The 20,655-nt window shown below is 40.0% G+C and carries 22 protein-coding genes; 13 read left to right on the top strand and 9 right to left on the bottom strand.

Annotated elements, in window-relative coordinates:
• Positions 1–41 precede the first annotated feature (41 nt).
• Positions 42–767, top strand: coding sequence for an FKBP-type peptidyl-prolyl cis-trans isomerase (locus ACYU0V_RS18090; RefSeq protein WP_009387700.1), 726 nt, complete (start codon positions 42–44; stop codon positions 765–767).
• 49 nt (positions 768–816) lie between these two features.
• On the top strand, positions 817–1,512 hold the full coding sequence (locus ACYU0V_RS18095; RefSeq protein ID WP_461848524.1) for an FKBP-type peptidyl-prolyl cis-trans isomerase: 696 nt from the start codon (positions 817–819) through the stop codon (positions 1,510–1,512).
• A 48-nt stretch (positions 1,513–1,560) separates the two neighbouring features.
• Here ACYU0V_RS18095 and murJ read toward each other — a convergent pair whose 3' ends face one another.
• Both murJ and ampD read right to left on the bottom strand, forming a co-directional pair.
• Positions 1,561–3,111, bottom strand: a complete 1,551-nt coding sequence (murJ, locus tag ACYU0V_RS18100; RefSeq protein WP_171061948.1) for a murein biosynthesis integral membrane protein MurJ — start codon at positions 3,109–3,111, stop codon at positions 1,561–1,563.
• A 72-nt stretch (positions 3,112–3,183) separates the two neighbouring features.
• A complete protein-coding gene (gene ampD, locus ACYU0V_RS18105) occupies positions 3,184–3,753 on the bottom strand; it encodes a 1,6-anhydro-N-acetylmuramyl-L-alanine amidase AmpD (protein WP_311078963.1) in 570 nt (189 codons plus the stop codon).
• Positions 3,754–3,924: 171 nt separating this feature from the next.
• Between ampD and nadC the strand changes: the two genes are divergently transcribed.
• Entirely contained in the window at positions 3,925–4,770 is an 846-nt protein-coding gene (gene nadC, locus ACYU0V_RS18110) for a carboxylating nicotinate-nucleotide diphosphorylase (RefSeq protein WP_005804819.1), read from the top strand.
• Here nadC and ACYU0V_RS18115 read toward each other — a convergent pair.
• The 6 genes from ACYU0V_RS18115 to ACYU0V_RS18140 all read right to left on the bottom strand — a co-directional run bounded on the left by ACYU0V_RS18115 (position 4,767) and on the right by ACYU0V_RS18140 (position 10,920).
• Complete coding sequence (locus tag ACYU0V_RS18115; RefSeq protein WP_000938939.1) at positions 4,767–4,934, bottom strand: ABZJ_00068 family colistin stress protein; 168 nt, start codon at positions 4,932–4,934, stop codon at positions 4,767–4,769. The two genes, nadC and ACYU0V_RS18115, sit on opposite strands and share 4 nt — an antisense overlap.
• A gap of 453 nt (positions 4,935–5,387) precedes the next feature.
• Positions 5,388–7,556 carry a phosphocholine-specific phospholipase C gene (locus ACYU0V_RS18120; protein ID WP_461848529.1) on the bottom strand — a complete coding sequence of 723 codons (2,169 nt, stop codon included), beginning with the start codon at positions 7,554–7,556 and terminating at the stop codon, positions 5,388–5,390.
• Between the two features lie 21 nt (positions 7,557–7,577).
• Positions 7,578–7,712 carry a hypothetical protein gene (locus tag ACYU0V_RS18125; protein WP_262442144.1) on the bottom strand — a complete coding sequence of 45 codons (135 nt, stop codon included), beginning with the start codon at positions 7,710–7,712 and terminating at the stop codon, positions 7,578–7,580.
• 133 nt (positions 7,713–7,845) lie between these two features.
• Positions 7,846–8,562 carry a ribonuclease PH gene (gene rph / locus ACYU0V_RS18130; RefSeq protein WP_002120794.1) on the bottom strand — a complete coding sequence of 239 codons (717 nt, stop codon included), beginning with the start codon at positions 8,560–8,562 and terminating at the stop codon, positions 7,846–7,848.
• 159 nt (positions 8,563–8,721) lie between these two features.
• Positions 8,722–9,864, bottom strand: a complete 1,143-nt coding sequence (locus ACYU0V_RS18135) for a fatty acid desaturase family protein (protein ID WP_078221350.1) — start codon at positions 9,862–9,864, stop codon at positions 8,722–8,724.
• Positions 9,865–9,894: 30 nt separating this feature from the next.
• The gene (locus ACYU0V_RS18140; RefSeq protein WP_461848532.1) at positions 9,895–10,920 is read right to left on the bottom strand and encodes a ferredoxin reductase; all 1,026 of its coding nucleotides are present in this window, start codon (positions 10,918–10,920) and stop codon (positions 9,895–9,897) included.
• 173 nt (positions 10,921–11,093) lie between these two features.
• Here ACYU0V_RS18140 and ACYU0V_RS18145 point away from each other — a divergent pair, with 173 nt between their 5' ends.
• Together ACYU0V_RS18145 and ACYU0V_RS18150 are read left to right on the top strand one after the other, a co-directional pair.
• Complete coding sequence (locus ACYU0V_RS18145; protein ID WP_033850857.1) at positions 11,094–11,732, top strand: TetR family transcriptional regulator; 639 nt, start codon at positions 11,094–11,096, stop codon at positions 11,730–11,732.
• Between the two features lie 138 nt (positions 11,733–11,870).
• Entirely contained in the window at positions 11,871–12,518 is a 648-nt protein-coding gene (locus tag ACYU0V_RS18150) for a TetR/AcrR family transcriptional regulator (RefSeq protein ID WP_025464204.1), read from the top strand.
• Between the two features lie 87 nt (positions 12,519–12,605).
• Here the strand turns inward: ACYU0V_RS18150 and ACYU0V_RS18155 are convergent, their stop codons facing one another.
• Entirely contained in the window at positions 12,606–13,223 is a 618-nt protein-coding gene (locus ACYU0V_RS18155; RefSeq protein WP_002120747.1) for a thiol:disulfide interchange protein DsbA/DsbL, read from the bottom strand.
• A gap of 180 nt (positions 13,224–13,403) precedes the next feature.
• On the opposite strand from ACYU0V_RS18155, the gene ubiG reads away from it, so the two are divergent.
• From ubiG to ACYU0V_RS18195, 8 genes are all read left to right on the top strand, one after another.
• Entirely contained in the window at positions 13,404–14,117 is a 714-nt protein-coding gene (gene ubiG / locus ACYU0V_RS18160) for a bifunctional 2-polyprenyl-6-hydroxyphenol methylase/3-demethylubiquinol 3-O-methyltransferase UbiG (RefSeq protein WP_005804826.1), read from the top strand.
• A complete protein-coding gene (locus ACYU0V_RS18165; protein ID WP_079381046.1) occupies positions 14,114–14,815 on the top strand; it encodes an HAD family hydrolase in 702 nt (233 codons plus the stop codon). The genes ubiG and ACYU0V_RS18165 overlap by 4 nt, the downstream gene beginning before the upstream one ends.
• Before the next feature lie 68 nt (positions 14,816–14,883).
• Positions 14,884–15,630 carry a YciK family oxidoreductase gene (locus ACYU0V_RS18170; protein ID WP_002120710.1) on the top strand — a complete coding sequence of 249 codons (747 nt, stop codon included), beginning with the start codon at positions 14,884–14,886 and terminating at the stop codon, positions 15,628–15,630.
• 216 nt (positions 15,631–15,846) lie between these two features.
• Entirely contained in the window at positions 15,847–16,260 is a 414-nt protein-coding gene (locus tag ACYU0V_RS18175) for an RcnB family protein (protein WP_009387402.1), read from the top strand.
• 212 nt (positions 16,261–16,472) lie between these two features.
• Positions 16,473–16,802 carry an RcnB family protein gene (locus ACYU0V_RS18180; protein ID WP_002120775.1) on the top strand — a complete coding sequence of 110 codons (330 nt, stop codon included), beginning with the start codon at positions 16,473–16,475 and terminating at the stop codon, positions 16,800–16,802.
• A 120-nt stretch (positions 16,803–16,922) separates the two neighbouring features.
• Positions 16,923–18,278, top strand: coding sequence for an amino-acid N-acetyltransferase (gene argA / locus ACYU0V_RS18185; protein ID WP_086398851.1), 1,356 nt, complete (start codon positions 16,923–16,925; stop codon positions 18,276–18,278).
• Between the two features lie 334 nt (positions 18,279–18,612).
• Positions 18,613–19,581, top strand: a complete 969-nt coding sequence (locus tag ACYU0V_RS18190; RefSeq protein ID WP_005804832.1) for a sulfonate ABC transporter substrate-binding protein — start codon at positions 18,613–18,615, stop codon at positions 19,579–19,581.
• 72 nt (positions 19,582–19,653) lie between these two features.
• Entirely contained in the window at positions 19,654–20,637 is a 984-nt protein-coding gene (locus tag ACYU0V_RS18195) for a sulfonate ABC transporter substrate-binding protein (RefSeq protein WP_461848538.1), read from the top strand.
• The last annotated feature ends 18 nt before the right edge of the window (positions 20,638–20,655 follow it).

Raw genomic sequence — 20,655 nt, forward strand, 5'->3', positions numbered from 1 at the left:
GCAGCCTTTTTAGACTCAAATGATTATTTTTGGAACCTTTTATGAGTAAAGCCTTACCCATTGCTGTCGCTGTAGTTTTAGGCGGTGCTGCACTTGTACCAGTTTATTATGCAAGCCAACATCCGACCACAGAAGTCGGAAGCAAAGCAAATAAAAATGCCTCTCCAATTGAAAAAATCAGTTATGTTCTTGGGTACGAAGTTGCTCAGCAAACTCCACCTGAACTAGACACAAAATCATTTGTGAAAGGGATTCATGATGCTCGTAATAAGCAACCAAGTGCTTATACTCAAGAAGAGTTAAAAGCTGCTGTTGCTGCTTATGAAAAAGAATTGCAGCAAAAAATGCAACAACAAGATAAACCACAGCAAGCCGCTGGTGCAGCGTCTGAATCTGCAGATGTTCAATTCCTTGCAGAAAATAAAACAAAAGCTGGTGTAAAAACTACAGCGTCTGGTTTGCAATACATCATTACTAAAGAAGGCACAGGTAAACAACCAACTGCGCAGTCTATGGTTAAAGTACATTACGAAGGCCGATTAATTAATGGTCAAGTATTTGATAGTTCTTATAAGCGCGGTGAACCAGTTGAGTTTCCACTCAATCAGGTTATTCCAGGCTGGACTGAAGGACTTCAGCTCATGAAAGAAGGTGGTAAAGCGACGTTCTTCATTCCATCTAATCTTGCTTATGGTCCTCAGGAACTTCCTGGTATTCCAGCAAACAGTACGCTGATTTTTGATGTAGAACTCATTTCAGTGAAATAAAAACATTCAGGAGAGTAAAACAGTACTCTCCTTTTTTTTGGAAAACGGCATGAAAAAAATTGGTTTAATTATTGCAACATCAACGATGAGTTTATCTGTTTTTGCTGCTGCACCTATTACAAATAAAAGCCCGGCGAAAGAACAGTTTAGCTATAGCTATGGCTATTTAATGGGCCGTAATAATACTGATGCTTTAACTGATCTAAATCTTGATATTTTTTATCAAGGTTTACAAGAAGGTGCTCAGAACAAAACCGCACGCTTAACTGACGAAGAAATGGCGAAAGCGATTAATGATTATAAAAAAACTTTAGAAGCTAAGCAGCTTGTTGAATTTCAAAAAGTAGGTCAACAAAATGCTCAAGCAGGTACTGCATTCCTTGCTGATAATGCAAAAAAATCAGGTGTAATCACAACTAAATCAGGCCTCCAATATCAAGTATTAAAAGAAGGTACAGGTAAAAAACCGAAAGCTGTATCACGTGTTAAAGTGAATTATGAAGGTCGTTTACTCGACGGAACTGTTTTTGACAGCTCAATCGCACGTAATCATCCAGTTGAATTTCAGCTTAGCCAAGTGATTGCAGGCTGGACTGAAGGTCTACAAACCATGAAAGAAGGCGGTAAAACACGTTTCTTTATTCCTGCAAATCTCGCTTACGATGAAGTCGGTGCAGGTGACACGATTGGTCCGAATAGCACTTTAATTTTCGATATCGAATTGCTGCAAGTTTTGCCAAAATAAATGTATTAGTATAAAAAAAGCGATCATTTTAGATCGCTTTTTTTATTTTTAGTGTTTTAAATCTCTAGGTCGAAAACCCGTAAGGATTAAACCGATCAGGTAAGCAATTATCCCAACTACACATAGCCCTACGACTTCGGCAACACGTAACCACTGTGAAAGCTCTCCGTTATACCAATTGAGCCCAAACCAAAGCGCTGCAATCATAGCAAGGTTCGCTAAACCATATTGAAGTCCTAATTTCTTCCAATGTGAACCAAATCGGAAAATATTACGCTTATGCAAATAGAAGTAGAGTAAACCGGCATTTACTAACGCTGAACCTGAAGATGCTAGTGCAAGTGCCATATGTTCTGCATGCCAATCAATAAGCTTAAAAAAGCCAATAAATACAACGTTTAAAATTGCATTGGCTGCGACCGACATTAAGCCTACGCGCACTGGTGTTTTTGTATCTTGTTGTGCATAGAAACCAGGTGCAAATACTTTAATAAGCATGAAAGAAATTACACCTGCACTCATACATTGCAATGCTAGAGCTGTCATTTGTGTATCACGTAAATCAAACTCACCACGCTGGAATAATGCTTGAATAATCGGTGTTGAAAGCATAAATAAGGCAATACTTGCCGGCAATCCTACCAATACAATGACTTTTGCAGCCCAGTCGATCATACCACGGAACTTTGCTTGATCCTGCTCTGCATGACGGGCAGAAAGCGAAGGCAAAATTACTGTACCAATCGCAACACCAATTAAACCTAAAGGTAGCTCAGTCATACGTTCGGCACTGTAGAGCCAAGACACTGAACCATCTTGCATGAATGATGCCCAAATCGTATTTAACAGTAGGTTAATCTGAGTCACAGATACACCAAATAATGCTGGAAGCATTAATTTTAAAATACGTTCTACACCTTCATGTTTAAAATCAACTTTAGGTGGAATCAGTAGGTTTTTACGCCATAATTCAGGAATTTGTATCGCTAACTGTAATACCCCAGCCGCAACAACTGACCAGCCTAATGCTTTGATTGGCTCAGCCATATACGGCGTAAGCCACCACGCTCCTGCAATCATCGCTACATTTAATAAAACTGGCGAAAAAGCTGGTGAGGCAAACGAGCCATAACTATTTAAGATGCTGCTGGCAAAAGCCGTGAGCGACATAAACATTAAATATGGAATGGTCAAACGGAACATACTGACAGCTAAATCGAACTTTTCCGGATCGCTGTGGAAGCCCGGTGCGTACATATAGATGATTGCAGGTGCTAAAACCATAGCCACAAAAGTGAGTAAGGTCATAACTGTTAGCAAACAGCCAAATACCCGACTAATTAAGATCTGTACTTCAGCGTGTGCTCGACCTGTTTTATATTCAGTTAAGACTGGGATAAAGGCCTGAGAAAAGGCGCCTTCGGCAAATAGTCGTCGAAAGAAGTTAGGAATACGAAAAGCGACGACGAAGGTATCAAAATCTTTACCTGCACCAAACACGTTGAGCAATACGACATCACGTACTAATCCTAACACTCGTGACAACATCGTCATTGCACTGACAATAAAAGTCGATCGCCACAATGCCATCGCACTCACCTACAGCTATATTCGAAAGACGCTATTGTAATGAAACTAGAAAATCTTTTCGTTGTGAAATGATGAACAAACTCAAGTTTTTTTCTGAGCTAACAATTGTCTAAAGTGCTGCCATTTAAAATAAGGGCCTGGATCGGTTTTTCGGCCAGGAGCAACATCTGAATGCCCTGCAATATGGTTTTTAATTTCTGGATAAGCTTGGCGAATAGCAGTAACAACGTCAGTTAATACTTCATATTGTACATCTTCAAAAGGTAAATCATCACTTCCTTCAAGTTCTATACCAATTGAATAATCGTTGCATTCTACTTTGGCTAAATAACTTGAACGCCCTGCATGCCATGCTCTCTCGTTAAAGTTAACAAACTGTAGAACTTCACCTGTTCGTAAAATTAACAGATGTGTAGAAACTTGCATGCCTTTAATAGTCTGAAAATAAGGATGAACTGACCAATCTAACTTGTTTTGAAAAAACTGCTCAATATAGCCACCTCCAAATTGAGACGGCGGCAAACTAATATTATGAACCACAATCATTTGAATTTCGGTGCCAGTCGGACGCTGGTTAAAATTTGGAGAAGGGATTTGTCTCGCCCCTTTTAATTGTCCATCTATAACTTCATACGGTGTGATTTGCTTCATTGAGACGCCAATAAATTGCTTGCCAATTGTTTTAGTTTAAAACAGTTATGCGCTTTTCAAAGCAGTAAATGCGATTGTTTATCGCGATTAATCTCATAAAATAGCTTATTTTTCAGGTTGACGATGCTAATATATCGCAAGTTTTAGGGTCATCGACAAAATGGAAACCGTATGAGCATACCTCAGTCTTTGCTTGAACAATCAATTCAAATCAATATTCAACAAGCATTACAAGAAGATATTGGGGACGGTGACATTACCGCTATGCTCACACCTGAAGATGAGCAAGCCACGGCAACCATTATTAGCCGCGAAGATATGGTCTTAGCTGGACAACCGTGGGTTAATGCGCTCATCTCAGCTTATGACAATACTGTTCAGGTGACTTGGCTAAAACAAGAAGGTGAACGTGTTGCTGCAAACGAAGCCTTTTTAAAGCTTGCTGGTTCTGCACGTAGCTTACTGACTGTAGAGCGCCCTGCTTTAAACTTTATTCAAACTTTGTCTGCTGTTGCAACAAAAACTGCTGAATATGTTCAACATCTTGAAGGTTTAAATACAAAACTTCTCGATACACGTAAAACTCTACCAGGCTTACGTATTGCACAAAAATATGCGGTTGCTATCGGGGGCGGACAAAACCATCGTCTTGGCTTATTTGATGCGTTCTTAATTAAAGAAAACCATATTATGGCAGCAGGTGGTATTGCTCAAGCAATTGCCAAAGCACATCAAATCGCACCGGGCAAACCTGTTGAAGTCGAAGTTGAAACTTGGGATGAACTAAATCAAGCGCTTGAAGCTGGTGCTGACATTGTCATGCTCGATAACTTCAGTCAACAGCAAATGATTGATGCCGTAAAACATGTGGCGGGCCGCTGTAAACTCGAAGCCTCTGGCAATATCACTATTGAAAACTTGCGTGAAGTTGCCACCACTGGCGTTGACTATATTTCTATGGGTGTCCTAACTAAAGACGTTAGAGCTGTTGATTTATCTATGCGTTTTAATGCTTAGATAAAATCTGCGTCATTATTAGTATTTTTTTGCGACTTGGTCATGTCTGCCGCTTGTGTTTTTTGCCACGCTGACTGAGTCGCTTGTGCCCCACTATCACGTGGATCGGCAGCCATTAGAACAAATGTCACTACTGCTAATAATACAATAAAACCTTGTAGCATAAATTTTCCCCATTACTTTAAAAAATTCAGGGTTTCAAGGTAAAAGATAAATATGACCAGGCTTAGGAGATTCTGTTACAAAAGGTAAGTCTTTATTTTTATTATTCATCTATACGACAGCATATTCCCACATAATATTTTATATCAACAGCATAACTCCCTTTATTTACTATCGTGACATGGATATCTCTTTTCCTACACGGCAGAGTCTTATCGCTTAGAATTTTTTGCCAACAGCTCATTCTGTTACTTTGGTTTCGCCCTGAGTGGCGGCTAAAGCCACGTAAGACCAAAGGCATTGTCATCTGCAAAACCTGCCCACTTTCATCCTCTATCCTATTTTGTTGCAAAAATAAGATCCTTATAGATTATAGACAGGTTGCAGATGACTTTTAGCACCAATTAATGAGGAATAAATTTCAATACCTTCATTAACAGAAATAACTTACCAACCTAAGACTCTAGATAACCCATATATGGATCAGAAATTGAATCTTCTTGAGTTTCTATACGGCCTGCGAAACGACGACTGAAAGTAGTATCATCAGCTAAAGTCACAGTGAAGTCATACCAGCCACCAAATTCAGACATATCCCAAACTAATTCTTTTTCAGAACTATTGGTTTCAATCGTCCATGTCTTGTTTGGAAGATAAGCATTTGCTTTGACGTTTAGCTTGACTGACTTATTACCATCATGACGCACTTTTAAATACAAATTCGCATCACACTCTTCCACACACACTCTAATTTCCGGTAATACTTGAGTCTGGTTAGCTTGACTCAAATCGCCTTTAAACGCGCGATGGAAACCATTTGGTCCAAGCACCCACAAATCGTACTGCCCATTTGTAGCATTCCATACATCATCGAGCTGTTTACCCGCCTCAACCATATAACGACGTGGAATTGCCGTAAGATCTAATCGGTTATAGACATGAAAAACGGCTGCCTGTTTACCCGTATTAGAGAACATCAGCTTAACCGTTTTTTGAGTGACATCGACTTTGGCACTGGTGTGCAAAATATATGGCAAAGCACGTGATGGCCTAATTCCCATTTCCTGCTGAGGAAATTGCTGTTGGCTCGGAACAGGAACTTGTGGCAATAAAGCTTGAGCAACACGAATCGCATCGGCTTCGGCTTTGGTTTTCTTCCCATCTAGTTCAGCAACAGGCAAAAGATTCGGTGTTTTAAAATTAAATGCAGTCGTTAAATCACCACATACAGCACGGCGATATGGGCTAATATTCGGCTCTTGCACACCAAAGCGTTTTTCCAAGAACTGTAAAATAGAAGTATGATCAAAGACTTGAGAGTTTACCCATCCTCCACGGCTCCATGGTGAAATCACGTACATTGGAACACGTACACCCGGACCATACACTCGACCGTCTGGCTTAGGTTGAGATTTCGAAGTCGCTACTGCTGGATGGTTAAAGTACTCATAAGATACTTGCTGATCCGTTAAAGTGGTTTTTCCATATACAACACCATTTGCATCTTTAGACGGTGCACTTGGTGAAGGAACATGGTCAAAGAAACCATCATTTTCATCGAAGTTCACCAATAAAACGGTTTGACTCCACAACTCAGCATTTTCAGTTAACGCATTTAATACTTCCTGAATATACCAAGCGCCTTGCACAGGACTAGATGGCCCCGGATGTTCACTGTAAGTTGCAGGAGCAACTAACCAACTCACTTGCGGTAATTTACCCTGCGCAATATCAGCTTTAAAAGTTCCTAAAAAACCACCGTCCGGCATGGTATTGGCAATACCTTTGTAAAGTGGTTGAGGCGCATCAATCTTTTCATCGTATGCTGGACACGTTAGCGTGTCGTTACTGACAGGTTGACCAGATTGCTCATTTGCACGGCGATACTGTTTGAAACCAGCTAACGGGTTATCGGTAAAGTTATCTGGCATATTTTGATAGACTTTCCATGTTACGCCAGCTTGCTGTAAGCGCTCAGGATAAGTCGTCCATTCATAACCTTCTGTTGATGCCCCAATCCCATCAAATTCATTTACAACACTCGCAACACCTGCACCTGTAGGACCATTAGTTCCAGTCCAAATAAACTTACGGTTTGGGTTGGTCCCAGCATGCATAGCACAGTGGTAAGCATCACAAATGGTAAAAGCATTCGCTAAAGCAAACTGATATTCGACTTCTTGCTTTTTGTAATAGCCCATCGACTGCGGTTTTTTATATGCCACCCAATCACTCATACGACCATTGTCCCAAGCAGCTTGACCATCAGACCATGAGTGAGGTGTACCTGAAACACGCTGAGCATTTCCTAAACGGCTGTCAAGATGGTAAGGCAGTACTTTATTTTTCTTGGCGTCGTATTGTTCCCACACCTTTCGGCTTTCCGTCATTGGTATCGTAAAACGATCACCAAAACCACGCACACCTTTTAATGTTCCGAAATAATTATCGAAAGAACGGTTTTCCTGAGTCAAAATCACGATGTGTTTAACATCTTGAATTGTTCCACTTTCAACTTTGGCGTCAATTGCTAACGCTTTTTGAATACTCAGCGGGAAACTCGCTAGAGCAGCTGTCCCAAACATTGTTTTTGTAGAGTTTAAAAGAAATTCGCGACGATTCATTAGTTCTATCCTGAGTTCTTATTATGGTGCACAGTGCATTTTGCAATTACTGGTGGGCGGTGTTGTTGGCGATGAATTATCTGAGTCGTTATCATCGTTACAAGCACTGAGCATAAGCGCTAAAGATGTAATGAATAAAAGTGAAAGTTTTCGCATTGGTTTTTTCCAAACGGTTTAAATGCGAACTACTAATAAAGCGTAAAAGTGACAGGCAAGTGATGTTTTTATGTCGATTTGATGAAGGCATAAAAAAACGCATCCAAAGATGCGTTTTTTAGAAAGCGTAAAATTACCAGCCTAAAGCTTCTTGTTGCTTTTTAATGAGCTCGGCAATCCCTTTTTCAGCCATTTCTAACATGGCATTGCTTTGAGCGCGGGTAAACGGTTTGTCTTCGGCAGTACCTTGAATTTCAATAAACTCGCCAGCTTGTGTCATTACTACATTTAAGTCAGTTTGACAGTTCGAGTCTTCTTCATAGCAAAGGTCAAGCAACACTTCGTCTTGATACATACCGACAGAAATTGCAGCAACCAACCCTTTAAGCGGATCATGCTTAATTTTCTTTTGAGACAATAAAACATTCATCGCATCAACCAATGCTACAGCAGCACCAGTGATTGAAGCAGTACGCGTACCACCATCTGCCTGAATCACGTCACAGTCGATGGTAATCGTGTTTTCACCGAGCTTTTTCAAATCAACCATTGCACGTAAGCTACGGCCAATCAAACGTTGGATTTCTTGAGTACGACCAGTTTGTTTGCCACGAGCCGCTTCACGGTCACAACGTGAATGGGTTGAACGCGGTAACATGCCATATTCTGCCGTTACCCAGCCTTGGCCTTGGCCTTTTAAAAAGCGTGGCACTGAGTTATCAATGCTTGCAGTACAAAGGACTTTGGTGTGACCAAATTCGACCAGCACAGAACCTTCAGCATAACGGGTGTAGTTTCGTGTAATTTTCACTTCACGTAATTGGTCTAATGCACGTTGGTCAATACGCATAATCCTTCCTAACTTCTCTTAAATACAAACTTGGGCATAGTATAGCAAAGGATTTTGACAGGTTGAGTTTATTCCCTACTTTCAAATGTAAGTCTGCAAGTTTCATAACTCAAAAATAAAAATAGCCCCTAAAAAGGAGCTATTTTGGATTAACTGAGATTATGCAAATTTGAATTTTGCTTTTAACTTTTCTAATGTCTGCATCACTTTTCCAGTGGTATGGTTTGGCAGTGAACATTTCGCTAAACGTACCCATACACTCCAGAACTGACGCATAAAGTTCGCTTCGTTATAGTTAATGCCATATTCTGCACAAAGTGCCTTAATTTTCGGTGCTACTTCTTTATAGCGGTTGGCTGGCATATCTGGAAATAAATGATGCTCAATCTGATGGCTTAAGTTACCACTCATAAAATGTAGCCATTCTGTACCACTAAAATTACTTGAACCACGAATCTGACGTAAGTACCACTCGGCCTTAGTTTCGGTATCAGTATTATCAGGCTCAAACGTTTCTGCATCTTCAGTAAAGTGACCATTAAAGATCACAGCAGATGACCACAAGTTACGAATAATATTCGCAACTACATTTCCTGCAAAAACCGGTAAAAACATAGGGCCAGAGATCACAGGGAAAAACACATAGTCTTTTAAAACTTGGCGTGTGGCTTTTTTACGGACTTTAGCCGAATCTTTCCACACCTGTTTCCAACTCTTGGTTTTATAAACTAATGCATCTTCAAGATGTAAGTTTTGCACGCCTACATACCACTCAAAGAAAAACATTAACTGTAGACCTAGAGGAATATTAAACAGGTGGCGGGGTTCCCACTTCTGTTGATCACTTACTCGCAAAATACCATAACCAACATCATGGTCTTTACCGACAATATTGGTATAGGTGTGGTGCACATAGTTATGTGTTTCACGCCAGTCATCACCAGAGGCAATGGTATCCCAATCGTAAGTATTACCGTTCAGACTTGGTTCATTTAACCAGTCAAACTGACCGTGCATGACGTTATGACCAAGTTCCATGTTTTCTACAATTTTAGAAATACCTAATAAGCCTGTGCCTAGTAGCCAGACTGGCGGAATCCAACCACCAAACATCAACATGCCACGCGATGCGATTTCGGTATATCGAACAAAATTACGTACTTTGTAGATATATTTTGCATCTTGCTCACCAAGACTTTGCATAACGTCTTGACGAATCTGTTCAACACGGCGGCCAAACTCTTCAGTCTGTTCAGGTGTTAAATGAGCAGATTTAGAAACAGTAGAAAATTCTAATGCCATATTCATAGGGTTAATCCTCTTTAATTCTTTTTATAGATCAATTGTGACTGGGCTTAATGCCTGGCTCACGCATAGTTTAATTGGGCGGTTCGGTTGATCTTCAATTTCACCAGTTAACAGGTTTTGAGTAACTCCGCTTACCTTGGTACAGCTGCATTTATTGCAGACACCCATACGGCAACCATGTTGTGGGCGTAAACCAGCTTGCTCTGCACTGCTCAGTAAATTTGTTTCAGCTAAAAACTCGTGTTGAGCACGGCGGAAAATAACAGGCTGTGCTACATGTGTACCAGTCACTTGAAGTGGCTGAAAATACTCTTGATGAAGCTGCGACTGAGCAGCTTTTTGTGCATAAATTTCATTGGTTTGCTGCATCATGCCATGATGACCACAAACATAAGTTGCTGTCTGCTCAAAATCTGGAACCAGCTTTTGCAGTAAGCTTTCAGTTAAATGCTGTTTTTGCTCGGTGGTATTAAAAAAGTGATATTGAAGCTGTGGGTGCTGTTCTGCCAAAGCCTTTAATTCAGCATGAAAAATTTCCGCACGATTAAAATAAATGACATGAATTTGTTCAAGCTGCTGTTTCAAAGCTTGCTGCAAGAGTGAATAAATTGCAGTAATGCCACTTCCTGACGCAATCAAAATCGCAGGATGCTGACCTTGGTGCAAAATAAAATCACCTTGTGGTTGTGAAATCTCAACACACTCACCCACATGTAATAGTTGAGCTGCACGAGACACCAAACCTTGTACTTTAATACCTAAAGCGATTTCACCCTGAGTAGTCACTTCAATAATTGAATAACTACGCTGTTGGTAAACGCCATCGATGAGCAAAGTCAGCAAAATACTTTGACCTGCTCGAACCTGATCGAAATTAAAATTACGATTCGGTTTAAGTCTAATGAGCACCATATCGGTATGAAGTGGCTGAACTACAGTAACTTCTGCAAGTACCCTTTTCCACGCCCAAGTCACGTTAATTTTCTGCAAGACAAAATCAACGAAATCTTCTCGAACCCAATGTGGCTGATAACTAAGTGTTGCGTTCATACGTTCCTCTTTTGTATCTGGCTATTTATTTGAGTGAACACATGTTCGTATAGTGAACATATGTACACTATATTTATAACTGTTCACTCAGTCAACACTTGTTCACTATTTTTTTTATGAAAGTTTGCTCTTTTTTGTTAGACTTTGGCTCACGGTTTAAATAGGTTCTTTTAATGTCGATACGGGATGAACGAAAACAGCAAAGTCGTCAGGCACTTCTCGATGCAGCCTTGCATCTAAGCACGTCTGGGCGTTCGTTCAGTAGTATCAGTTTGCGTGAAGTTGCACGTGAAGTAGGTTTAGTACCGACAGCGTTCTACCGCCATTTTCAGGACATGGATGAGCTCGGCAAAGAACTGGTTGACCAAGTTGCCCTACATTTAAAAAGTGTTTTACATCAACTTGGTCAAAGTTATTTACAACATAAATCTGCTAAAACCCAAACCAGTATTGAGCTATTTGTGCAGGCGGTAAATCATAGCCCTAAGCAATGGCAATTTATGATTGCTGAACGTTGGGGTGGCTCAGAAACAGTCCGTGCAGCAATTGCCAGAGAAATTGAATTTCTGATTGAAGATCTAACAACTGATCTTACTAAACTCGAAAATTTTAAACATATTCAAAACTCTCAAGACTTAAATGTCTTATCTACCATTTTGACTAATATGTCATTTACATGGGCAATGACGTGGCTCAACCTATCGAAACAATATCAAGGTGAACAGCTCAAGCTGCAACAAACTGCCTTTATTGAAAATGCTTCTACACAAGTTCGCTTACTCTTTAGAGGGATTGCAAACTGGGAACGATAGAAGCGGCAAATGACAAAAAACAGGTTATGTGGTAATACGTAAAGAGAGAAAGAAAAAGGCTAGAAATTTCGAGAAAAGTCTTTTTCTTTTTTACAGGAAGTAAACTATTAGTTAGGCCAAACTGGTGTGGGAATACCTATGAATCTTGATCGTCATACACAGTTTTTGATGCGTAAAGAAAAAATTCTGAGCGTGGCAGAAAAGTTGTTATTAGAAAACAATCAGGAAATTACTCTAGATGAGTTGGTGGCCGAGCTAGATATTGCTAAAGGCACACTTTATAAGCATTTTAGAAGTAAAAATGAGCTTCTACTTGAGCTCATTATTCAAAATGAAAAGCAAATTTTAGAAATTTCTAAAAAATATAATACAGATTTCAAAGAGTATGCTCCTCATTACATGCTTCACCATTTGCTTGCACCAGGTAAAACGATTCTATTGCATCAACTTGAAGAAAATCTGACGATGACAGAGTCTAAGTTGAAGCATCTTTTCGAAGAGCTTTATGAAATTCGCCAACAGCGTATTTTGGCAATTAAAGATATTACCGAAAAGTATTTAAAATCATTAAATTATGACATGTCGATTCGTGATTATTTGTCTTATATCTGGTCACTGACTTATGGTGCATCACTACTTTTAAATTCTACTTATTATCAGCGTTCGATTGGTTCTCGCCAAAAATTAATTAATTTATATATTAATCAAGCATTATCACTGCCGACTCAAACCGCTAATTTTGACGTTTTAAATTTTCAAATTGAAGATGAAAACCAGAAAAATTAATTGAATTATTTCGTGATAATTAACGATAAATTAAATATAAAAATGGGCTTCGTATGAAGCCCATTTTTGAAGTAAAGCCTAAACAACTTATTTTGCTTTACGTTCTTTCTCAATTAAATAATTAAGAACTTGAGTAACTTTACCATCTTCACCCTGCACAACATATTTACCATTCACGACCACTGCAGGTACGCCTGTTAATTGGTACTGTTGAGCAAGTTTATTTGACTCAGCAACTTTTGCCGTCACAGCAAACGAGTTATAAGTACTATTAAATTTCTGCTCAGGTACGCCATAACGAGTAAAGAATTTCGCAGCAGAAGCCTGATCAAAAATTTGTTGACCGTTCACCTGAATCGCATGGAATAGTGGTAAATGCGTGCGTTTACGTACACCTAATGCCTCAGATGTATAGTACGTACGTGCCCCTTGTTCCCACATTTTATTCATTGCAGCAGGTGTACGTACAAAACGTACATCTTTAGGAATCTGTTTTAACCACGTTTGCATATGCGGTTCAAGTTTAAAACAGTGTGGGCATCCATACCAAAAGAACTCTCGAACTTCGATTTTCCCCGGAACTTCCACTTTGCCTGGATTGGCAATCACGGTGTAGTCTTTACCAGCAACAAAATCTGCTGCCATTGCACTACCCGATACGGCCATAATTGCTGCACTCAAACCACCCAAAACCAATTTTTTCATTGCTACAGCTTTTCCTCTAAGTTGTTATGCATTAGCTTATGCCCTAAATATAAAACAAATATGCTAAATTCGTTTTGCTTCTGTGAAGTTTTTTATTGGGTTTATCGCTTTTTTCCCAATAATCGCTACACTAACGGCGAACTACATCCAAAAAGATAACTCAAGTTTAGAGGTAGCACCATGTCGCAATTGAATGTTGATTTACAAGAAATCGCAAAGTTTGAAGCACTTGCTGCCAAATGGTGGGATCAACATTCTGAATTTCGCCCACTTCACCAGATCAATCCACTACGTCTTAACTGGATTGATGAACGTGCAGGCGGTCTTGCTGGTAAAAAAGTACTTGATGTCGGCTGTGGTGGCGGCATCTTGGCCGAAAGTATGGCACGTCGTGGTGCAGATGTATTAGGCATTGATATGGGTGAAGCACCTCTAGCTGTCGGCCGTTTACATGCTCAGCAAGAAAATGTTCAAAATATTGAATATCGTCAAATTCCTGTAGAAGAATTAGCACAAGAACAAGCAGGTCAATATGACGTGGTGACTTGTATGGAAATGATGGAACACGTTCCAGATCCGGCATCTATTGTAAAAGCTTGTCAGGCTCTGGTTAAACCGGGCGGCCATGTGTTCTTCTCGACCATTAACCGTAACCCAAAATCTTATTTATTTGCCATTATCGGTGCAGAGTACGTCCTACGCATGTTGCCAAAAGGTACGCATGATTATCATAAATTTATTCGACCATCTGAAATGGCACATGATATTCGTAATGCAGGCCTTACATTAAAAGAAATGACCGGACTACATTACAACCCACTGACCAAGCATTACTGGTTAGCGCCAAATGTTGACGTTAACTATATGGTTCATACGATTAATACAGGTGCATGATGAAAGCTGTTTTATTTGATTTAGACGGTACGCTTATCGATACAGCTGCGGATTTCATTCGTATTATTCAGCAAATGTGCCGTGATGCAAGACGCCCTGTTGTAGAAGCAGATCTTATTCGCACTCAGGTTTCTGAAGGTGCACGTGCGATGGTGAAATTGGTCTATCCAGAGTTGGATGTAGCCAATCCAATTTTCTTGGCACATCGTCAAAACTTTTTAGATCTGTACGGCAATAATATTGTGGTTGATACAGATCTGTTTGAAGGCATGTATCCACTTCTAGAAGAGTTAGAAGCTGCGCAAATCCCGTGGGGTATTGTGACCAATAAACCACGTGGTTTAAGTGAATCTCTTTTAGAAAAGTTAAATCTGACACAACGCTGTGCGGTTTTGGTATGTCCTGAAGATGTCAGTAAAACCAAACCGGATCCTGAACCAATGTATTTGGCTGCTAAACAGTTAAATATCCCAGCAGATCAAATTATTTATGTGGGCGACCACCCACGTGATATTGATGCTGGTCGCAATGCCGATATGTATACCATCTTGGCAGCTTATGGCTATTTACCTATCGAACACCGTGATGATTTAGCATCATGGCAGGCCGATTCGATTGTAAATACAGTGACAGAATTACACGATATGTTACGTCAAAAGCTTCCTGCTCTACAGGAAAATCAGCGTATGATAAGTTAACATCAGAGTTTTATAGACTTTTTTAACGGCTATTCGTTTTATCAATATAAAAAGAAGGAGGTTTACCAATGAAATATTCAGAATACCAACCTCGTCCGGATCTACTCAAAGATCGAATTATTTTAATTACCGGTGCTGGTGATGGAATTGGGCGAGCTGCGGCTCTAAGTTATGCCCTACATGGTGCAACCGTTGTCCTACATGGTAGAACCTTAAATAAACTTGAAGTTATTTATGATGAAATTGAGAGTCTAGGTGCACCGCAACCTGCGATTTTACCACTACAGCTTTCAAGTGCCTCTGACCGTGATTACGACTTTTTAGTCGATACGCTCGAAAAGCAGTTTGGACGTCTAGACGGTATTTTGCATAATGCGGGTATTTTAGGTGAACGTGTAGAGCTAGCACATTATCCTACAGAAGTATGGGATGATGTGATGGCAGTTAACCTACGTGCTCCGTTTGCCCTCACTCAAGCCTTATTACCACTTTTGCAAAAGTCAGAAAACGCCTCTGTTGTATTTACCAGTTCAGGTGTAGGCCGTGAAGCACGAGCTTTATGGGGCGCATATTCTGTCTCCAAAATTGCAATTGAAGCAGTGAGTAAAATTTTTGCAGCGGAAAATACTTATCCAAATATCCGCTTTAACTGCATTAATCCAGGCGCAACACGTACCGCAATGCGTGCGAAAGCTTACCCACAAGAAGATCCGAAAACGCTACCTACACCAGAGTCGATCTTGCCTGCCTACCTCTATTTAATGGGTGAAGACAGCTTGGCACTCAATGGTCAAAGTATTGATGCGCAGGATTAAAAAGTTAAAGATGAAAAAGCTAAATTAAATTACGGCCAATCATCAAATCTGGCTTGCCTATACCTGAAAAGATATACAAGCCTTTTTTATTATTGATAAAAACCCTTGATCTATCCGTAATTTTAATTGAACCATTAAATGATCTTCACAGTTTCTCTGCATTTTGCGCGTAGAGTATTCAACATGAGAGACATCAGATGTAAACGAGGATGCATCATGAAAAAGTTGTTCACCATCTTAGCCCTTTGCATAACCGTACTGACCACAAGTATGGCAAGCTTTGCCGATCCTCCTTTTGACCGAGGCCATGGTCCCAAAGGACCTAAAGGTGGAGGGCCACGCGGTGAGTGGAATGATCGTGGGCCAGGATTTGGACGTGATCATGATGAAGATCGTATCCGTGACGAACGCCGTATGCGCGAAGAACGTGGCTTTGAACGCTTAAAACAACATCGCTGGCAGCCTGGCTATGTTATGCCACAGCACTATCGTGGTAATGGCTATAAAGTCGACTATAAAGACAGTAACTTGCCAAAACCAGGCCGTAATCAGCAATGGTATAAAATCAACAATGACTATATTTTAGTCGACACAGATTCTAATAGCATTGTGAGTATTCGTGGTTTTTAAGGCGATAGACCCTCGCTATCGCTGAATAAAAAGGATAAAGCCTCTGGGTTTTATCCTTTTTTATTTTTTATATTCTTAAATGATGAATTTTCTTAATTTCTTCTTATTTCATAGGGAGTTTTCACATTTATTCTTCTTGGCCTCCACGATTTATCTGCAATTGTTCACTAATCTTTAATTATTGAAATTCAGCTCATCATTCGAGGTTTACAATGAAAAAATTAACAACAGCGATTGTTCTTTCTCTTAGTGGTTTAGTTGCAACAACAGCCATGGCAGCACCAAATGATCATAATCATCATGGCAATTACCAAAACCATGAAGTAAAAACAGTTAAAGTGATTAAAAAAGATGATCATCGTAATGCGTGGAGAGTAGGTCAGGTTGTACCGCATGAGTATCGACATTCACGTTACGTGATCGACTATCGTCAACACCAAAAATTGACTAAACCGGGTCGTTACCAAAAATGGTATAAAGTGAATGGAAATTATGTACTGGTGAATGAACAAAGTCATAAAATCATTAGAGTGGTTTACTAATTTAAAACTTTTTAAGCACCCAAATTTCAATTTGGGTGTTTTTTTATCTAAAACATGCGGCTTTAATCTTTTTTGTTTAGAATCATCTTTATATCTTTTTGCTGTTGATTCGAGATCGGTATGTCAAGTAAGCCTGTAAGTAAGTCGCATAATAATACCCAGCATTATGTACACTGGTTTCGACACTCAGCGCCCTACATTAATGCTCACCGCGATAAAACATTTGTGTTGATGTTTGGTGGTGAAGCAGTCCGTCATCCTAATTTTGAACATATCATTCACGACATTGCTTTATTGCACTCTCTTGGTATTCGCTTAATTCTCGTGTACGGCGCACGTCCGCAAATTAATCAAAACCTAAAAGAAAAAGGAATCGAAACTCCTTTTTATGACAACAGCCGTATTACCACACGTGAATCTTTAAGCTGTGTCATGAGTGCTGTAGGTTCTATCCGCCTAGAAATCGAAGCATTGCTTTCTATGGGCTTAGCAAACTCGCCAATGTACGGCGCTCGCATAGATGTGGTGTCAGGTAATTTTGTGACTGCTAAACCTTATGGTATTCGTGATGGCATGGATTTCCAGCTTACAGGTGAAGTTCGTTCTATCGATACAGATGCGATTGATCGACACCTCGACAACTATAATATTGTACTGCTAGGGCCAACAGGTTACTCCACTACAGGTGAGGTGTTTAACTTGCGAGCAGAAGAAGTTGCGACCAAAACTGCAACTTATTTAAAAGCAGATAAACTCATTTTTCTAGGTGAGCAACAAGGATTGCTGAATGAAGATGAGCAAATATTACGTGAATTAAGCCCACATCAACTGGACTACTATATTCAACAATACCAAACCATTAGCCCAACACTCACTTTGCATTTGCAACAGGCAAAAAAAGCATCTTTATCAGGCGTACACCGCGTTCATCTTATTTCTTATGCCTATGATGGCGCACTTCTCGAAGAGTTATTTACTCGAGATGGTATCGGTACCATGATTACCGATGCGCATTATGAAGAAGTTCGCATGGCCAACATTCAAGATGTGGGCGGTTTAATGAATTTATTACGTCCATTAGAAGAAGAAGGTATCTTGGTTTATCGTTCGCGTGAACGTTTAGAGCAAGAGATTAGCCAGTTCGCTGTTATTGAACGCGATGGTACGATTCTAGCGTGTGCTGCACTTTATCCAATTCCAACCGAATTTAATGAAACACGTTCAGCAGAAATTGCCTGCGTCGCAGTACACCCAAGTTATCGTAAATCGAACCGTGGCAGCCAGATTTTGCAATTCCTTGAAGAAAAGGCAAAAGAACAAGGTATTCGTCAATTATTTGTTTTAACCACCCGTACCGCCCACTGGTTCTTAGAGCACGGTTTCCATCAGGTGAGTGTTGATGATTTACCAAATGCTCGTCAGGCGCTTTATAACTATCAAAGGAATTCTTTAGTCTTTAAGAAACTGCTTCCTTAGCCTTTGCTCTTTTTAAGATATTCTTATTTCAGATAAGCTTAGTTCAAAAAGTACAACCGTAAACACGATTAATTTATGGTTGTACTTTTTTTAAATCTAAATTTTTTAAGGTTTTAATATTTTTTATTTTATTTACATCAACTTAATCAAAATTCATTAAATATATTTCTAATAGATAAATCTTTTTTTCGCATAAGTTTATAGCCTATTGTGTTTAGCTTTTTTTTGCATAAATAAAGACCGAATACTTATTTTTTCTGAAATAAAAATCCATTTAGGGTATCTGCTCATCCAATTATTTTTTCTTTTTCTCTTTCGGGGAGCACGAAATCTCATGGCACTTTTCAACACCACTTCATGGGCAAAATATTCAGTCATCGCGGCCAGCCTTGCAGGAGTGATGATGTTAAGTGGTTGTGCCAAAAAAGAGGAACAAGCCACCACAACCTTAAATATCGGCTATCAAAAATATGGGATTCTTCCTATTTTAAAGGCTCGTGGTGACTTAGAAAAAGCATTAAAAGAACAAGGCGTGCAAGTGAAATGGGTTGAGTTCCCTGCTGGCCCTCAATTGCTTGAAGGTTTAAACGTAGGAAGTGTTTCACTCGGTGAAGCAGGTGAAGCGCCACCGATCTTTGCTCAGGCTGCCAATCCAAATTTAGTCTATGTCGCAAACCAACCTGCTGCGCCAAAAGCTGAAGCACTATTGGTACAAAAAGACTCTCCAATCCAATCTATTAAAGATTTAAAGGGCAAACGTGTTGCTCTTAATAAAGGCTCGAATGTTCATTACCTATTGTTAAAAGTTTTAGAAGCCAACAACTTAAGCTTAAGTGATATTCAACCAGTTTATTTGCCGCCATCAGACGCACGTGCTGCCTTTGAAAAAGGTGCTGTCGATGCATGGGTGATTTGGGACCCGTTCTTTGCAGCGGCTGAACATCAAATTCAGGCCCGAGTTTTAGCAACAGGCGAAAACTTGGTGAGTAATCATCAGTTCTATTTAGCTGACCGTAAATTTGCAGAAAATAATCCGAAAGTACTCAACACTGTTGTGCAAACCCTTAACCAGACCACTGAGTGGGTAAGTTCACATCAGGATGAAGCTGCCAAGTTACTCGAAAAACCTACCGCACTTGAGTTTGATGTACTCAAAACTTCAATTTCACGTATGGGTTTTGGAGTTCAGCCAATCTCTGACAAGGTTGCACAAGAACAACAACAAGTAGCTGATGCTTTTTATGCACAAAAGCTCATTCCAAACAAACTCACCATTCAAGATGCCATTTTAAAACTGAAATAAACCCAGCTTGGGCACGGCTTAAATAATCATATAAATGCTGTGCCTGACCTCAAGGGGAACAAGGATATCAATATGCAACATCAGTCATTATTTAGTAAGAGTCAGTGGACACAATTAATTAAGCGCCTCAGTGCATTCACTGTATTAGGCTTAACAATCGCAGCGCCAGCTTGGGCAATTGACCCAACTGTCAAAGAACTTCGTATTGGTTTTCAAAAAAGCTCTATTAACTTTGCAATTGCCAAACAGCAAAAGCTATTTGAGCAAGAATTCCCAAATGCAAAAATTACTTGGAATGAGTTCCCTGCCGGTCCACAAATTTTAGAAGCTTTGGCTGTCGGTTCGCTTGATGTAGGCGTTACTGGAGATACACCTCCTGTCTATGCTCAAGCGGCTGGCAAGCCTTTATATTATATTGCTTATGAAGCTGCTAAGCCCTTGGCATCGGCAATTTTAGTTCCAAAAAATTCGCAACTCAAACAGCTGAAAGACCTTAAAGGCAAACGTATTGCGCTGCAAAAAGGTTCGAGTTCACATTACTTACTTGTACAAGCCGTACGTAAAGCAGGCCTAAACTGGAGCGATATTACCCCCATCTGGCTTACCCCTGCCGATGCTCGCGCAGCATTTCAAAAAGGTGCCGTTGATGCATGGGCAATTTGGGATCCTTACTTCGCTTCAGCACAACTAGAAGACCAAGCTCGTGTTCTTGCATCGGGTAAAGGCTTAAGCCCGAATTATACATTTTATTTAGCAGCTCCAAATTTTGTTAAGCAACATCCTAAATCTGTTTCAGGGCTCATCAAACAAATCAATCAAGCCGATAAATGGGTTCAAAGCCATCAAGCAGAAACGGCAGGTGCGATTGGTCAAAGTACAGGTCTTAAACCTGCAACCAGTGATTTATTTATTAAACGCCGTCCGCGCCCCTCATCGGCAGCTCCACTCAGCAGCAAAGTGATTGCTGAGCAGCAGCAACTCGCAGACATTTTTACTCAACAAGGCATCATTCCAAAGCCAATCAGCATTAAACAAGCTGTTTGGGGTGCCAAGTAATTTCAATAGACATATAGG

It is taken from the genome of Acinetobacter sp. X9 (genome assembly GCF_054889255.1).

Bases quoted from the DNA above. Each gene is read 5' to 3' on its own strand.
- nadC (WP_005804819.1), top strand. From the start codon at position 3,925: ATGAGCATACCTCAGTCTTTGCTTGAACAATCAATTCAAATCAATATT.
- ACYU0V_RS18120 (WP_461848529.1), bottom strand. From the start codon at position 7,556: ATGAATCGTCGCGAATTTCTTTTAAACTCTACAAAAACAATGTTTGGG.
- ACYU0V_RS18195 (WP_461848538.1), top strand. From the start codon at position 19,654: ATGCAACATCAGTCATTATTTAGTAAGAGTCAGTGGACACAATTAATT.
- ACYU0V_RS18155 (WP_002120747.1), bottom strand. From the start codon at position 13,223: ATGAAAAAATTGGTTTTGGGTGGTTTGAGTGCAGCAATTATGGCCGTA.
- ACYU0V_RS18125 (WP_262442144.1), bottom strand. From the start codon at position 7,712: ATGCGAAAACTTTCACTTTTATTCATTACATCTTTAGCGCTTATGCTC.
- ACYU0V_RS18170 (WP_002120710.1), top strand. From the start codon at position 14,884: ATGAAATATTCAGAATACCAACCTCGTCCGGATCTACTCAAAGATCGA.
- ACYU0V_RS18165 (WP_079381046.1), top strand. From the start codon at position 14,114: ATGATGAAAGCTGTTTTATTTGATTTAGACGGTACGCTTATCGATACA.
- ACYU0V_RS18095 (WP_461848524.1), top strand. From the start codon at position 817: ATGAAAAAAATTGGTTTAATTATTGCAACATCAACGATGAGTTTATCT.
- ACYU0V_RS18090 (WP_009387700.1), top strand. From the start codon at position 42: ATGAGTAAAGCCTTACCCATTGCTGTCGCTGTAGTTTTAGGCGGTGCT.
- ACYU0V_RS18180 (WP_002120775.1), top strand. From the start codon at position 16,473: ATGAAAAAATTAACAACAGCGATTGTTCTTTCTCTTAGTGGTTTAGTT.
- ACYU0V_RS18190 (WP_005804832.1), top strand. From the start codon at position 18,613: ATGGCACTTTTCAACACCACTTCATGGGCAAAATATTCAGTCATCGCG.
- ACYU0V_RS18175 (WP_009387402.1), top strand. From the start codon at position 15,847: ATGAAAAAGTTGTTCACCATCTTAGCCCTTTGCATAACCGTACTGACC.
- rph (WP_002120794.1), bottom strand. From the start codon at position 8,562: ATGCGTATTGACCAACGTGCATTAGACCAATTACGTGAAGTGAAAATT.
- argA (WP_086398851.1), top strand. From the start codon at position 16,923: ATGTCAAGTAAGCCTGTAAGTAAGTCGCATAATAATACCCAGCATTAT.
- ACYU0V_RS18150 (WP_025464204.1), top strand. From the start codon at position 11,871: ATGAATCTTGATCGTCATACACAGTTTTTGATGCGTAAAGAAAAAATT.
- ACYU0V_RS18135 (WP_078221350.1), bottom strand. From the start codon at position 9,864: ATGGCATTAGAATTTTCTACTGTTTCTAAATCTGCTCATTTAACACCT.
- ACYU0V_RS18115 (WP_000938939.1), bottom strand. From the start codon at position 4,934: ATGCTACAAGGTTTTATTGTATTATTAGCAGTAGTGACATTTGTTCTA.
- ACYU0V_RS18145 (WP_033850857.1), top strand. From the start codon at position 11,094: ATGTCGATACGGGATGAACGAAAACAGCAAAGTCGTCAGGCACTTCTC.
- ampD (WP_311078963.1), bottom strand. From the start codon at position 3,753: ATGAAGCAAATCACACCGTATGAAGTTATAGATGGACAATTAAAAGGG.
- ACYU0V_RS18140 (WP_461848532.1), bottom strand. From the start codon at position 10,920: ATGAACGCAACACTTAGTTATCAGCCACATTGGGTTCGAGAAGATTTC.
- ubiG (WP_005804826.1), top strand. From the start codon at position 13,404: ATGTCGCAATTGAATGTTGATTTACAAGAAATCGCAAAGTTTGAAGCA.